This is a genomic window from Mesorhizobium sp. CNPSo 4684 (assembly GCF_057784315.1).
Genome location: NZ_JBWLUX010000034.1, coordinates 15,599 through 29,060 on the forward strand (window position 1 = coordinate 15,599; position 13,462 = coordinate 29,060).

Annotated in this window: 13 protein-coding genes and 1 pseudogene; 2 read left to right on the plus strand and 12 right to left on the minus strand. The window is 63.5% G+C overall.

The genetic code is table 11. The features are described 5' to 3' along the window. Positions 1-211: 211 nt before the first annotated feature. From AC04SG_RS26380 to uxaC, 8 genes are all read right to left on the minus strand, one after another. Positions 212-550, minus strand: a complete 339-nt coding sequence (locus AC04SG_RS26380) for a cupin domain-containing protein (RefSeq protein ID WP_488553431.1) — start codon at positions 548-550, stop codon at positions 212-214. 10 nt (positions 551-560) lie between these two features. Further along, entirely contained in the window at positions 561-1,328 is a 768-nt protein-coding gene (gene kduD, locus AC04SG_RS26385; protein WP_488553432.1) for a 2-dehydro-3-deoxy-D-gluconate 5-dehydrogenase KduD, read from the minus strand. Then, positions 1,325-2,176, minus strand: coding sequence for a 5-dehydro-4-deoxy-D-glucuronate isomerase (gene kduI / locus AC04SG_RS26390; RefSeq protein ID WP_488553433.1), 852 nt, complete (start codon positions 2,174-2,176; stop codon positions 1,325-1,327). Before kduI ends, kduD begins: the two co-directional genes overlap by 4 nt. Positions 2,177-2,196: 20 nt before the next feature. Then, positions 2,197-2,973, minus strand: coding sequence for a FadR/GntR family transcriptional regulator (locus AC04SG_RS26395; RefSeq protein WP_192252646.1), 777 nt, complete (start codon positions 2,971-2,973; stop codon positions 2,197-2,199). Between the two features lie 49 nt (positions 2,974-3,022). Further along, a complete protein-coding gene (locus tag AC04SG_RS26400) occupies positions 3,023-4,303 on the minus strand; it encodes a TRAP transporter large permease (protein WP_203280293.1) in 1,281 nt (426 codons plus the stop codon). Beyond that, positions 4,304-4,855 carry a TRAP transporter small permease gene (locus AC04SG_RS26405; RefSeq protein WP_488553469.1) on the minus strand — a complete coding sequence of 184 codons (552 nt, stop codon included), beginning with the start codon at positions 4,853-4,855 and terminating at the stop codon, positions 4,304-4,306. It lies immediately after the preceding gene. A gap of 82 nt (positions 4,856-4,937) precedes the next feature. Next, a complete protein-coding gene (locus tag AC04SG_RS26410; protein ID WP_488553434.1) occupies positions 4,938-5,915 on the minus strand; it encodes a TRAP transporter substrate-binding protein in 978 nt (325 codons plus the stop codon). Between the two features lie 39 nt (positions 5,916-5,954). Beyond that, positions 5,955-7,364 (minus strand): glucuronate isomerase, encoded by a 1,410-nt coding sequence (gene uxaC / locus AC04SG_RS26415; protein WP_488553435.1) that lies wholly within the window; start codon positions 7,362-7,364, stop codon positions 5,955-5,957. A 173-nt stretch (positions 7,365-7,537) separates the two neighbouring features. Here uxaC and AC04SG_RS26420 point away from each other — a divergent pair, with 173 nt between their 5' ends. After that, entirely contained in the window at positions 7,538-9,040 is a 1,503-nt protein-coding gene (locus tag AC04SG_RS26420) for a mannitol dehydrogenase family protein (protein ID WP_488553436.1), read from the plus strand. 21 nt (positions 9,041-9,061) lie between these two features. Here AC04SG_RS26420 and lepB read toward each other — a convergent pair whose 3' ends face one another. Then, positions 9,062-9,850 carry a signal peptidase I gene (gene lepB / locus AC04SG_RS26425; RefSeq protein ID WP_488553470.1) on the minus strand — a complete coding sequence of 263 codons (789 nt, stop codon included), beginning with the start codon at positions 9,848-9,850 and terminating at the stop codon, positions 9,062-9,064. A 315-nt stretch (positions 9,851-10,165) separates the two neighbouring features. Between lepB and AC04SG_RS26430 the strand changes: the two are divergent. Beyond that, positions 10,166-10,345, plus strand: a pseudogene (locus AC04SG_RS26430) (ABC transporter permease); the annotation flags it as partial. Between the two features lie 57 nt (positions 10,346-10,402). Here the strand turns inward: AC04SG_RS26430 and AC04SG_RS26435 are convergent. The 3 genes from AC04SG_RS26435 to AC04SG_RS26445 form a co-directional block, all read right to left on the minus strand. Next, the gene (locus AC04SG_RS26435) at positions 10,403-10,810 is read right to left on the minus strand and encodes a F0F1 ATP synthase subunit epsilon (protein WP_192252660.1); all 408 of its coding nucleotides are present in this window, start codon (positions 10,808-10,810) and stop codon (positions 10,403-10,405) included. 111 nt (positions 10,811-10,921) lie between these two features. Next, positions 10,922-12,505 carry a F0F1 ATP synthase subunit beta gene (gene atpD / locus AC04SG_RS26440; protein WP_185970412.1) on the minus strand — a complete coding sequence of 528 codons (1,584 nt, stop codon included), beginning with the start codon at positions 12,503-12,505 and terminating at the stop codon, positions 10,922-10,924. A 70-nt stretch (positions 12,506-12,575) separates the two neighbouring features. After that, positions 12,576-13,460: a F0F1 ATP synthase subunit gamma gene (locus AC04SG_RS26445; protein ID WP_488553437.1), complete on the minus strand. Its 885-nt coding sequence runs from the start codon at positions 13,458-13,460 to the stop codon at positions 12,576-12,578. Between the last annotated feature and the right edge of the window lie 2 nt (positions 13,461-13,462).

Sequence of the window (13,462 nt, forward strand, 5' to 3'; positions counted from 1 at the left end):
CAGCCCCCGTCCGACCACAACAAGCAGCAGCAACATCCCACCGATGATCGACCTGGGCTGGTGCCGTTAAACCTATCTTCACCATGTTGCGGCACCGTCCGAACCCTGCGGCGATGTTTCGAGTACCGCTGCGCTACGAGCGCACAGGCTACAGGCCCGCGCCTCCCAGGAGGCGCGGGTTTTCCGTTTCTGGAACAGACCGGAAAGGCTATCAGGCCAGGAAATCGGCCCGATGCGGGGTAAAGCTGTCAACGAGGCGGCCGGCCTCCAGCGCCTTGACGCCGTGCACGAGATTGGACGGCACGATGAAGCTGCCGCCGGTCTCGATGGTTTCGGTGCGGCCGTCGATGGTGACCTCGAATCGGCCTTCGGCGACATAGCTTGCCTGGACATGCGGGTGCGAATGCAGCGCGCCGACACCGCCCTTGTCGAAGCCGAATTCGACCAGCATCAGCTCATCGGTGGAGAGGAGAACGCGCCGCCTGTTGCCGTCCGGCGTCGGCGTCCAGGCGCTCTCGCCGGGATGGGCGAAAATCTTGGCTTGAGTCATGACCGTCTCCTCATCGCGCCAGCCAGCCGCCGTCGACCGGAACCACCGCGCCATGCATATAGTCGGACGCCGGCGCCAGCAGGAAGACGGCGGCGTCGCCTATGTCTTCCGGCCCACCCCAGCGGCCGGCCGGGATGCGCGCCAGTATCGCCGCGCTGCGGTCGGGATCGGCGCGCAGCGCCTCGGTGTTGTTGGTTTCGATATAGCCCGGCGCAATGGCGTTGACGTTGATGCCTTTTGCCGCCCATTCGCAGGCGAGCAGCCTTGTGATGCCGAGCGCGCCATGTTTCGACGCGGTATAGGACGCGACACGGATGCCGCCCTGGAAACTCAGCACCGAGGCGATGTTGACGATCTTGCCGCGGCGCCCGGGATCGGCCAGCACGCGCCTGGCAAAAGCCTGACTCAAAAAGAACAGCGTCTTCAGATTGACGTCTATGACGTCGTCCCAATCGGCCTCGGTGAAATCGACCGCATCGGCGCGCCGGATGATGCCGGCATTGTTGACCAGCCCGTCGATTGGGCCGGTCTTTTCCCAGACCTGGTCGAGCATCGCCTTGGCGGCGGCATGATCGGCGAGATCGCACCGCACGGCCTCGAACTGCCCGCCGGCCTCGCCGACCTTCCCTTGCGTATCATCCATCGCCGAGCGGCCGACACCGATGACGGTGCCGCCGGCGCGCGCAATCGAGATAGCGATGCCCTGGCCGATGCCGGTATTGGCGCCGGTGACCAGGATGCGCCTGCCGGCGAGGCTGAAAGCGGACGGCCCGCTCAACGCAATTCGCCCAGCGGCACCGGGTCGACATCGGTGTAGTCGACATTGTCGCCGGCCATCGCCCAGATGAAAGCGTAGTTGGAGGTGCCGGCACCCGAATGGATCGACCAGCCCGGCGACAGCACCGCCTCCTCATTGGCCATGACGAGATGTCGGGTTTCGTCCGGCTCACCCATGAAATGGAAGACGCGCGCCGTCTCCGGCAGATCGAAATAGAGATAGGCCTCCATGCGCCGGTCATGCACATGGCAAGGGATAGTGTTCCAAACCGAGCCCGGCGCCAGCTGGGTCATGCCGACCACCAGCTGACAGGTCTTGACGCCCTCGGCATGGATGAACTGGAAGATCGAGCGCTCGTTGCAGGTCTCCTTGCCGCCGAGGTCGAGACGCTTCGCATCGCCGATGCGGATCAATCGGTTCGGATGGGTGTGATGCGCCGGCGCGCTGAGCAGGTAGAATTTGGCCGGCAGACCCTTGTCCGCCGAAGCGAACGACACATCGGTGCTGCCCATGCCGAGATAGAGCATGTCGCGCGCCTGCAATGGGTGGGTCTCGCCGTTCGCCGTCACCGAGCCGACGCCGCCAATGTTGACGATGATCAGCTCGCGGCGGTCGAGAAAATTCCTCGTGCCCGTCGGCCTGATCGCTTCCAGCGGCAGCGATTCCGCCACCGGCACGGCGCCGCCGACGATCATGCGGTCATAATGGGTATAGGTCAGGCTGACGCGTCCCGGCTGGAACAGGTCGTCAATGTGGAAGTTGTGACGCAACTCGTCGGTTCCCATGGACGCCGCGGCTACCGGGTCGATGGCGAAACGCGAGGTATAGTCGGTATAGGGATGATCCATCATTGCTCCAGCTGATTCTTCTATTCGGTTTCCGCCGCCTTGACCGAGTCGGCATAAAAGACCTGGCGTGCGTGCAGGCGCTCGCGATAGCGCTGCTGGCTGGCAGTGAGATGGGCGCGCATCGCCTCGCGCGCGGCTTCGGCGTCACCCGATGTGATCGCATTCAGGATCACCAGATGCTCGCGCTGCAGCCCGCGCTGATAGCTGTCCGACTGCACCAGTTCGGTCGACCAGGGTGAGGTCACGTCGCAGGGAATGGCTCGCCGGCCCAGCACATCGAGCATCTCGACATAGAACGGGTTGTTGGTGGCGCTGGCGATTGCCCGGTGGAAAGCGAGATCGGCCGGACCGGTCGGCTCGCTGTTGAGAAGCAGGCGCTCGAATTCGAAGAAGGCTTCCTGGATCGCCGCTTCCTGCGCCGCATTGCGGCGGATGGCGGCGAGCCCAGCCGATTCGATTTCGACGGCCAGGCGCACTTCGAGCACGTTGAGCGCGACCGAATCCTTGGCTCCCATGTCGGCGGCGAGCGCGCCGAACATGGTCGAGATGTGTTCGGTGACGAAGACGCCGGCGCCCTGGCGCGCCTCGACCAGGCCGTCGGCGGCAAGCTTGGCCAGCGCCTCGCGGATGACGGTGCGGCTGACGCCGAAAGTCTCGGTCAACTGGCCCTCGGTCGGCAATTTGTGGCCCGGCAGGATCTCGCCCGCATGCAGCTGCTTGCGGATCGCCGCGACGACGGTCTCCGACAGTTTGGGTTTTCTCTCGACCCTGAGATCAACAGCGCTATCCGATGCCATGTCGCACCCCTGTTTGAAGACGCCCTATTTGCCCTATTTGAAGACGCCCCTATTTGAAAACGCTTGGCAGCCAGAGCGAGATCGCCGGAATATACGTCACCAGCCCGAGGACCACGATGCCCGCGCCATAGAACGGCCAGATCGAGCGCATCGCTTCCCACACCGTGATCTTTCCCACGGCGCAGGCAACGAACTGCACCGTGCCGACCGGCGGCGTGTTCAACCCGATGCCGAGGTTGAGGATGGTGATGACGCCGAAATGCACGGGGTCGACGCCGTAATGCGTGACCAGCGGCAGGAAGATCGGCGTACAGATGATGATCATCGGCCCCATGTCCATGAAGGTGCCGAGCAGCAGCATCAGGACGTTGAGCAAAAGCAGCACCACCAGCGGGTCGGTGGAGATGGCGTTCATCCCGGCGATCAGCAGCACCGGCACTTTGAGATAGGCCATCAGCCAGCTGAACGAGGCCGCCGTGCCGATGATCAAAAGCACCATCGAGGTCGTGCGCACCGCGCCCTTTGTGGCATGGACGAAATCGCTCCAGGCCATCGACCGGTAGACGAAGACGGTGACCAGCAAGGCGTAGATGATGGCGATGCAGGAGCTTTCCGTCGCCGTGAAAATGCCTGAGCGGACGCCGCCGAAGATGATGCCGATGAGCAGCAGCCCGGGAACCGCGATCACCGCCAGCTGGCCAACGCGCGAGAAGCCGGGGAAGGCCTCGACCGGGTAGCCGCGGCTGCGGGCGACAAAATAGGCGGTGACCATCAGCGACGCGGCGAACAGCAGACCGGGCAGGATGCCGGCGGTGAACAGGTCGGCGATCGAAATCTTGCCGCCGCCGGCGATCGAATAGATGATCATGTTCTGCGACGGCGGCAAAAGCAGCGCGATCAGTGCCGCCATCGAGGTGACGTTGACAGCGTAGTCCGCGCCGTAGCCGCGCTCTTTCATCTGCGGGATCATCAGCCCGCCGACGGCGGCGGCTTCAGCCACCGCCGAGCCGGAAATGCCGCCGAACAATGTCGCGGCGATGATGTTGACCTGACCGAGCCCGCCGCGGACATGGCCGACCAGTGAGCCAGCAAAGGAGACGATGCGCTGCGCGATGCCGCCGCGCACCATCAGGTCGCCGGCAAAGATGAAGAACGGAATCGCCATCAGCGAGAACGCCGACATGCCTGATTTCAATTGCTGGAACACCACCAGGGGCGGCAGGCCGAGATAAAGCACGGTGGCGAAAGATGCGGCACCCAGGCAAAACGCGATTGGCGTGCCGGCAAACATCAACAGCGTGAAGACGCCGAACAGGATCCAGAGTTCCATCTAGGCCTCCTGCACGGCCGGCATCTCCGGCACGTCTTCGAGATTGATGTCCTTGTCGATGTCGACGCCCGACCAGCGCAGCACGATGCGTTCGGCGGAGAACAGGCAGATCAGAACGCCGCCGGCGACCAGTGGCAGATAGTCGAAACCGCCGGGAAGTTCGAGCGCCGGAATGACGGTGTGCCAGGTCAACCCGACCAGCTTGCAACCGTACCAGACCATGCCGAAGCCGAAGCCGAACGCGATCAGGTCGGACAATGTGCGCAGCGCCCATTTGCTGCCCTTCGGCAGGATGTAGAGCAGCACGTCGAAGCCCATATGGTAGTTCTCGCGCACGCCGACCGCCGCGCCCAGGAAGATGAACCAGTTCATCAGCATGATGGCGGTGACTTCCGTCCAGCTCGGCGACGCGTTGAGCACGAAGCGGGAAAACACCTGGTAGGCGACGAGCGCGGTCATGACGACCATCCCGATACAGGCGAGATAGAGCGCGCCGTCGCAAATCTTCGAAAGCACCGCGCTGAAGCGCGGTGGCGCTCCGCTCCTGGCCATTTCCGCTATCATCCGACCCTCCCGGTCTTTCCGTCCGTCAACAACGATTGGCGGGGCGGCGCTGGGCCGCCCCGCCAGCAGATTACTTGGTTGCCTGGATGCGCGCGGCGAGATCCTTGAGTTCCGGCGTCGACAGGTACTTGTCGTAAACCGGCTTCATCGCATCGATCAGCGGCTGCTTGTCGATCTCGCTGACCTTGACGCCGGCCTTCTCGACGATGTCGCGCGACTTCTTCTCCTGCGCATCCCACAGTTCGCGCATCTTGACGACGCTGTCCTTGGCCGCTTGCTTGACGATCGCCTGGTCTTCCGGCGACAGTCTGTCCCAGCTCGGCTTCGCCATCACCAGCACTTCCGGCACGATCTGGTGCTGGTCGACGGTGTAGTGCTTGGCGACCTCATAGTGCTTGGCGGATTCGAAGCTCGGCCAGTTGTTTTCGGCGCCGTCGATGACGCCGGTTTCGAGCGCCGAATAGACCTCGCCATAGGCCATCGGCGTGGCGTTGGCGCCGAGCGCATTGACCATGTCGACGAACACGTCGGACTGGATGACGCGGAACTTCATGCCCTTGAGATCGGCGATCGAGGTGATGTCCTTCTTGGTGTTGTAGAAGGAGCGCGCACCGGAATCGTAGAAGGCGAGACCAACCAGATCATGCGCCTCGAAGGCCTTCAGGATCTCGTCGCCGATCGGCCCGTCCATGACATGACGCATCTGGTCGACCGAGCGGAACATGTAGGGCAGCGACGGCACAGCGGTTTCCGGCACGATGCCGTTGAACGGACCCATCGAGACGCGGTTCAGGTCAATGACACCGGTCTGCGTCTGCTCGATCGTGTCCTTCTCCTCGCCGAGCTGCGCTGAATGATAGACCTCGACCGAATAGCGCCCGGCGGTGCGCTCCTTGATCAGCTCGCCCATATATTTGACCGCCTCGACCGTCGGATATCCATCCGGATGGGTGTCGGCCGAGCGCAGCACGGTCTGGGCGTTTGCGACGCCGATCATCAGTGAGCCGAAGGCGAATGTGGCCGCCGTCAGTTTTGAAAAATGCAACATGACTGTCTTCCTCCCTTTGTAAAAATCAAAGCGCCCGGCTCAGAGCCGGTACGCCTTCTTGGCAAGCGTGTAGACAAGCTCCCGCGCCAGCTCGTGCGCCTCATCCTCCCGCAGCCGGTGCTCGGCGACGAGACGGGCGAGAAAGGCGCAGTCGACCCGGCGCGCCACATCGTGACGCGCGGGTATGGATGGAAAGGCCCGGGTGTCGTCATTGAAACCGACGGTGTTGTAGAAGCCGGCGGTTTCGGTGGTCATTTCGCGGAAGCGGCGCATGCCTTCCGGGCTGTCATGGAACCACCAGGCAGGCCCGAGCTTCAGCGCCGGATAGACGCCGGCGAGCGGCGCCAGTTCGCGCGCATAGCTCGTCTCGTCGAGCGTGAACAGGATGATGGTCAGGTCGCGCTCTAGCCCGACGCAGTCGAGCAAAGGTTTGAGCGCCGCCGCATAGTCGGTGCGGGTCGGGATATCGAAGCCTTTGTCGCGGCCGAATTTTTGGAAAACACCAGGCGAATGATTGCGCCACGAGCCGGGATGGATCTGCATAACCAACCTGTCGTCGCGGCTCATCTTGGCCATTTCGGTCAGCATCTGGGCGCGAAACAGTTTGCGCTCGCGCTCGTCGTCGGAGCCGCGGCGGATGCGGTTGAACAGCTCTTCCGATGCCGCATCGGAAAGGTTGGCGGTCTCCGCAGTCGGATGGCCATGGTCGGACGAGGTCGCGCCGAAGCTTTTGAAGAAGGCGCGGCGCTGGCGATGCCCGTCGAGATAGCCGGCCCATGTGCCGGTATCGCAGCCGCTGACCTCGCCGAGACGGTCGAGATTGCTTAAGAAGCCCTCGAAATCTGGATCGACGACGGCATCCGGCCGGTAGGCGGTGACCACGCGGCCTTGCCAGCCGCTGTCGCGGATCGCCTTGTGCCATTGGAGATCGTCCAGCGCCCCCTCGGTCGTCGCAATGACCTCGATGTTGAAGCGCTCGAACAGTGCACGCGGGCGATAGCCGTCCTGTTTGAGCAGGCCTGCGATGGTATCGTAGTGGCGGTCGGCGGTGCTGGCGTTGAGCGGCTCGTCAATGCCGAACAGATGCTCGAGTACATGGTCGAGCCACAGTCGCGTCGGCGTACCGCGGAAGAGGTAATAGTGCTCGGCGAAGCGCCGCCAGATCGCCCTTGGGTCGCTCTCGACCGGCGAGCCGTCGAGCGGTGATATGCCGAGGTCCTCCAGCCGCACGCCCTGGCTGAACAGCATACGGAAAATGTAGTGGTCGGGCACGACCAGCAATTGCGCCGGGTCCGGAAACGGCTCGTTGAGCGCATACCAGCGTGGATCGGTATGGCCGTGCGGGCTGACGATCGGCAGGTCCTTGACCCCGGCATAGAGATCGCGCGCGATCGAAAGCGAGCGCCCTTCAGCGGCAAAAAGCAGATCGGGGTGGGTCAATCCTGCCACGTCACTCCTCCCAAGGGCGCTATCGGTAGGATTGGGAAGAAGTAATGTCAACATACAAAAATTGGATTGTTGTATGATGACTTTTAGCCGACATCGGGTCATTGTGCGGTTGGAGAACGGATGGTACGCCGCTAGCCTCCCGACCGATCAATCCGAGCCCGACAAGCCAAACCATGACAACCAGACGCCTCTGCAACGACACGGTGCGATCCTTGCCGGCCTCGGTTGCGATCCCGGCCTATGACCGCGCCGCCATCGCCCCAGGCATCGTCCATCTCGGCGTCGGCGCCTTTCACCGCGCCCATCAGGCAGCCTATGTCGATGACTGCCTGGCCGCCGGCGAGACCGGTTGGGGTATCATCGGCGTGTCGCTGCGCAGCCCCGACACGCGCGATGCGCTGACGCCGCAGGACGGGCTCTACACGCTGGCGGTACGCGGCAGCGATGGCGAAGCGCTTCAAATAATCGGCTCGATCCAGTCGATGCTGGTGGCGCCGGAAGATCCCGGCGCGGTGCTCGCCGCGCTGACCGATCCGCGCACCCGCATCGTCACGCTGACCATCACCGAAAAAGCCTATCTCAGGGCCGCCGACGGCAGCCTTGACGAAGTCCATCCCGATATCGTGCACGATCTGGCCAATCCCGGATCGCCGAAGACCGCGCATGGCTTTCTGGCTGAAGCGCTGGCACGCCGCCGCGCCGCCGGCACGCCACCCTTCACTGTGCTGTGCTGTGACAACCTGCCGGCCAACGGCGCCACGCTGCACCGGTTGCTGATCGCGTTCGCCAAATTGCGCGATGCCCGGGCCGCTGCATCGGGCGATGCCCTGCTCGCGGAACACATCGTCGATGCGGTGGCATTCCCCTCGAGCATGGTCGACCGCATCGTGCCGGCAACCATCGATGCCGACCGCGCGCGCATCGCCGGTGAGCTCGGCGTCCAAGATGCCTGGCCGGTGATGACTGAGCCGTTCCGGCAATGGGTGATCGAAGACAGGTTCCCGGCGGGACGACCGGCCTGGGAAAAATTCGGCGTCACCATGGTCGAGGACGTGAGGCCATTCGAGGATATGAAGCTGAGGCTGCTCAACGGTGCGCATTCGGGCATCGCCTATCTCGGCCTGCTCAGCGGCCACGCCACCGTCGACCGTGCCTTTGCCGACCCGGCGATCCGTGAATTCGTCGACCGGCTCTGGGCCGAGGCGATCCCGACCTTGCCGGCCGACGCCGGGCTCGACACGTCGGCCTACACGGCCGAGCTTGCCGAACGCTTTTCCAACACCGCGCTCGCCCACCGCACGGCGCAGATCGCTAATGACGGCAGCCAGAAACTGCCGCAACGTATTGTCGCTTCCGCCATCGAACGCATCCAGGCCGGCCTGGTCCCGGACCATCTGACGCTGGTGATCGCTGCCTGGATCGCCGCCTGCGAGGCGCGCGGCAAGGACCTACCGGAAGCCCACTTCACCGATCCGCTCGACACCGCGCTGGCCGCTCTCGGCGAACAGCCGACGCTGGAAAGGGTGGCTGCGGTGTTCGACCTCGCCGGCTTCGCCAGCTGCAAGCCCGAGAAGCAAGCGCTCATCGAACTGGTCGCCGCCCACCGCGTCCATATCCGGCAGGGCGGGGTCGCGCTTGCGCTCGCCGCGCTCGGCATACCGGGAAAAACAAAGTAAGCAGGGTCGAATCCACCAAACCTATTGTCCTGCCGGAGCGTCCAGCGCCTGCCGCGACGAGTACTCCGTGCCTTTCGAATTCCAGAACAATCGCACAACCTTGCCGACCAGGTTTTCGTCGGGAACAAAGCCTACACTGAGCCGGCTGTCGGAGGAATTGTCCCTGTTATCGCCAAGCACGAAATAATGGTCTTCGGGCACCTCAAACACGCGCGTGTTGTCGGTTATCGAATTGTCCGTGAGACTGATGACGGAATAGGAGACGCCGTTGGGGAGGGTTTCACGTTGCAGTCTGGCGCCTTGAGGCGAGTCCTCGGAGGTGTACGGACCAGCATCCTCAAGCTTGACTGCCACACCATTGATGCGAAGGACGCCATCGACCATCTGGATTTTTTCGCCCGGCAGGCCAACGACCCGTTTGATGTAATCGATGCTCGGATCCGCTGGAAATTTGAACACGACAATATCGCCCCGTTTCGGCACGGCAGCGAAAATCCGGCCTTCGAAGGGCAGCAGCCCAAGAGGAACGGTGTAGCGGCTGTAGCCATAGGCGAACTTGGAGGCAAAGAAGTAGTCGCCGTCCACCAGCGTCGGCACCATGCTGCCGGACGGCGTGGAAAAGGACTGGAATAGGAACGTGCGGGTGATAAGCGCGGCCACGACCGAGGCGTAAAACACCAGCACGAACACCGAAACCCCTCGCGCGTACCATTTGTCCGGCTTGAACCGGCCTGCGAAGGGGAGAACGATCGCTATCCACACGATCATCAGGCCGTAACCTGAGTAGGTGCCCACGGCAGCAAGATCCATGCCCGGTATCACCGGAAACCCGATGTAGCAGATCGCGATGCTGGCGCCAGTGATGACCAGCAGGCTGATCAAGGCCAGCCGGCCGGCGCCGATCCAAAGGAAGCCGGCAAATGGGCCGCCGAACGCCGCTATCGACGCCGTCGTCCACAGGGATCGCGAGGCCGTTTCCGGTTGCGCTGTCTGTTCCGTCATCGGCCACCCCTCAATGCCTAGGCAGCCGGACTGTCCGACAAACAAAAACCTGAGGCAAGTCCCGCCTGACTGCACCCGCCACAGCCAAATCGCGGTTCCGCCCGACCCGAGAATTGTCTCCGGCTGGCGCCCTTTGCCGGCGCCATCGCCTAGTACCGACTCATCTCGCTGTGCCTGGCGGCCGGCATACCGCCGCCCGACTTAAAGCTGGCCACCGGCCTGTTCGTGCTGCTGATGCTGGCGCTGCCCTCCCTGAAGTCCCGCCACGGCCGTGCGCCTGTGCGCGCAACGATCCGGGGATGAAGGCCGCAACAAAAAAGCCGGGCTGAGCCCGGCTTTATCTTCAAGTCGTTCTGCGGCCTAAGCTGCCAGCAGCGCGCTTTCGAGCGTGGTGAGCTGAGCCAGAAACTGCTCGGCCTTGCTGCGGGACTGATCGTCCTTGGCATCGGCAGCATCTTCCTTGGCGTCCTGGATGCGGCGGGCGAGATCGGCGCGGTCGATGTCGCCGACGGCAACCGCCGATTCGGCCAGCAGCGTGCAGCCGGAAGGCAGGATGTCGGCAAAGCCGCCGAACACCACATAGCGCTCTTCCTTGCCGCCGGCGGTCTTCACCGTGACGACGCCCGGCTTGATCGTGGTCATGACCGGCGCGTGATGCGCCATCACGGTCATTTCGCCTTCGGCGCCGGGAATGACGACGGCTTCGACCTGCTCGGAAACGAGCAGCCGCTCCGGCGAGACCAGTTCGAATTGGAAAGCTTCAGCCATGTCAATTTAGTGAGTAGGGAATAGTGAGTAGGGAGTAGGGAGAGAGGACAAATGTCCCGATCGCCCGGCTGCTATTCACTACTGACTACTGACTACTCCCTATTGCCTTGATTATGCCGCTTCCGCCGCGAGACGCTGTGCCTTTTCGACCGCTTCGTCGATGCCGCCGACCATGTAGAAGGCGGCTTCCGGCAGGTGATCATAGTCGCCGTTGCAGAGGCCCTTGAAGCCCTTGATGGTGTCGGCGAGGTCGACCAGCTTGCCCGGCGAGCCCGTGAACACTTCGGCGACGAAGAAGGGCTGCGACAGGAAGCGCTCGATCTTGCGGGCGCGAGCCACGGTCTGCTTGTCCTCTTCCGAGAGCTCGTCCATGCCCAGGATGGCAATGATGTCCTGCAGCGACTTGTAGCGCTGGAGGATCGACTGCACCTGGCGGGCGACGGCATAGTGCTCTTCACCGACGACCAGCGGGTCGAGCATGCGCGAAGTCGAATCGAGCGGATCGACCGCCGGATAGATGCCTTTTTCCGAGATCGCGCGGTTGAGCACGGTCGTCGCGTCAAGGTGGGCGAAGGAGGTTGCCGGCGCCGGATCGGTCAAATCGTCGGCAGGCACGTAGATAGCCTGCACCGAGGTGATCGAGCCCTTGGTCGTCGTCGTGATGCGTTCCTGCAGCGCGCCCATGTCGGTGGCCAGCGTCGGCTGATAGCCCACGGCCGAAGGAATACGGCCGAGCAGCGCCGACACTTCCGAACCCGCTTGCGTGAAGCGGAAGATGTTGTCGACGAAGAACAGCACATCCTGGCCCTGGTCGCGGAAATATTCAGCGACCGTCAGACCGGTCAGGCCGACACGGGCACGTGCGCCCGGCGGCTCGTTCATCTGGCCATAGACCAGTGCCGCCTTGGAGCCTTCGCCGCCGCCCTTCTTGTTGACGCCGGACTCGATGAACTCGTGATAGAGATCGTTGCCTTCGCGGGTGCGCTCGCCGACGCCGGCGAACACCGAGAAGCCGCCGTGAGCCTTGGCGACGTTGTTGATCAGTTCCTGGATCAGCACGGTCTTGCCGACGCCGGCGCCGCCGAACAGGCCGATCTTGCCGCCGCGGGCGTAGGGCGCCAGAAGGTCGAGAACCTTGATGCCGGTGATCAGGATCTGCGCTTCCGTCGACTGTTCGACATAGGACGGAGCCGGCTGGTGAATGGCGCGCATTTCGATACCGTCGACCGGGCCTTCTTCGTCGACCGGCTCGCCGATGACGTTGATGATGCGGCCGAGCATGCCCGGGCCGACCGGCACGGTGATCGGCGCGCCGGTGTCATAGACGTCCTGACCGCGAACCAGACCTTCGGTGGAGTCCATGGCGATGCAGCGCACGGTGTTTTCACCGAGATGCTGGGCAACTTCGAGGACCAGGCGATTGCCGACATTGGTCGTCTCGATGGCGTTCAGAATGGCCGGCAGGTGATCGCCGAACTGGACGTCGACGACAGCGCCGATGACCTGGCGGACCTTGCCGACAACGCCGGTCTTCTTCACAACGGCGGCCGTCGTCTTCGCTGCCGTAGCCTTGGCCGGGGCCGCTGCCTTGGCGGGCGCAGCCGCCGTCTTGGCCGGAGCGGCCTTCGCCGCTGCTGCCGGAGCCTTTGCCGCCGCTTTGGGAGCTGCCGCCTTCGGGGTCGCTGCTTTCGCCATCGTCTTTACCCTTTTCGTCCTTTGTTTCTCACGCTCCACCACAAGGTCGATGACCTCCTGGCGGCCGCGCCTAGAGCGCCTCGGCGCCCGAAATGATTTCGATCAGTTCCTTGGTGATCTGCGCCTGCCGCTGGCGGTTGTAGGTGATCGACAACTTGTTGATCATGTCGCCGGCATTGCGCGTCGCATTGTCCATGGCGCTCATCTTGGCGCCCATCTCGCCGGCTGCGTTTTCGAGCAGCGCGCGGAAGACCTGGACCGAGATGTTGCGTGGAATGAGGTCAGCGAGGATTTCGCCCGGCTCCGGCTCGTATTCGTAGACGGCGTTGCCGCCGACGGTCGCCTCGGCCGGGGCGGAAGCGACGCCGGCCGGGATGATCTGCTGTGCCGTCGGGATCTGGCTGATCACCGACTTGAACTGCGAATAGAACAGCGTGCAAATGTCGAAGCCGCCCTCGCCGAACAGATAGATAACCTTGCGAGCAATGGCGTCGGCATTGACGAAGCCGAGCGTCTTGACCTCGCGCAGGTCGACGCGTTCGAGGATCATCGAACCGTAATCGCGGCGCAGGATGTCGTAACCCTTCTTGCCGACGCAGATGATCTTTACCTGCTTGCCGTCGGCCAGCAGCCGGCGGATGTGGTCTCGGGCGAGACGCGCAATCTGCGAATTGAAGCCGCCGCACAGGCCGCGCTCGGCGGTGCAGACGACGAGCAGATGCACGTCGTCCTTGCCGGTGCCGGTCATCAGCGCCGGGGCATCGCCGCCGCCGCCGATCGCCTGGGTGATGTTGGCGAGCACGGACCCCATGCGCTCCGAATAGGGGCGCGCGGCTTCCGCGGCTTCCTGCGCGCGGCGCAGCTTCGCCGCGGCGACCATCTGCATCGCCTTGGTGATCTTCTGCGTCGCCTTGACCGAGGCGATACGGTTACGAAGGTCTTTTAACGAAGGCATGC

Bases quoted from the DNA above. Each gene is read 5' to 3' on its own strand.
- AC04SG_RS26395 (WP_192252646.1), bottom strand. From the start codon at position 2,973: ATGGCATCGGATAGCGCTGTTGATCTCAGGGTCGAGAGAAAACCCAAA.
- AC04SG_RS26405 (WP_488553469.1), bottom strand. From the start codon at position 4,855: ATGGCCAGGAGCGGAGCGCCACCGCGCTTCAGCGCGGTGCTTTCGAAG.
- lepB (WP_488553470.1), bottom strand. From the start codon at position 9,850: ATGGATCTTGCTGCCGTGGGCACCTACTCAGGTTACGGCCTGATGATC.
- atpD (WP_185970412.1), bottom strand. From the start codon at position 12,505: ATGGCGAAAGCAGCGACCCCGAAGGCGGCAGCTCCCAAAGCGGCGGCA.
- AC04SG_RS26435 (WP_192252660.1), bottom strand. From the start codon at position 10,810: ATGGCTGAAGCTTTCCAATTCGAACTGGTCTCGCCGGAGCGGCTGCTC.
- AC04SG_RS26400 (WP_203280293.1), bottom strand. From the start codon at position 4,303: ATGGAACTCTGGATCCTGTTCGGCGTCTTCACGCTGTTGATGTTTGCC.
- kduI (WP_488553433.1), bottom strand. From the start codon at position 2,176: ATGGATCATCCCTATACCGACTATACCTCGCGTTTCGCCATCGACCCG.
- AC04SG_RS26410 (WP_488553434.1), bottom strand. From the start codon at position 5,915: ATGTTGCATTTTTCAAAACTGACGGCGGCCACATTCGCCTTCGGCTCA.
- AC04SG_RS26420 (WP_488553436.1), top strand. From the start codon at position 7,538: ATGACAACCAGACGCCTCTGCAACGACACGGTGCGATCCTTGCCGGCC.
- AC04SG_RS26380 (WP_488553431.1), bottom strand. From the start codon at position 550: ATGACTCAAGCCAAGATTTTCGCCCATCCCGGCGAGAGCGCCTGGACG.
- AC04SG_RS26445 (WP_488553437.1), bottom strand. From the start codon at position 13,460: ATGCCTTCGTTAAAAGACCTTCGTAACCGTATCGCCTCGGTCAAGGCG.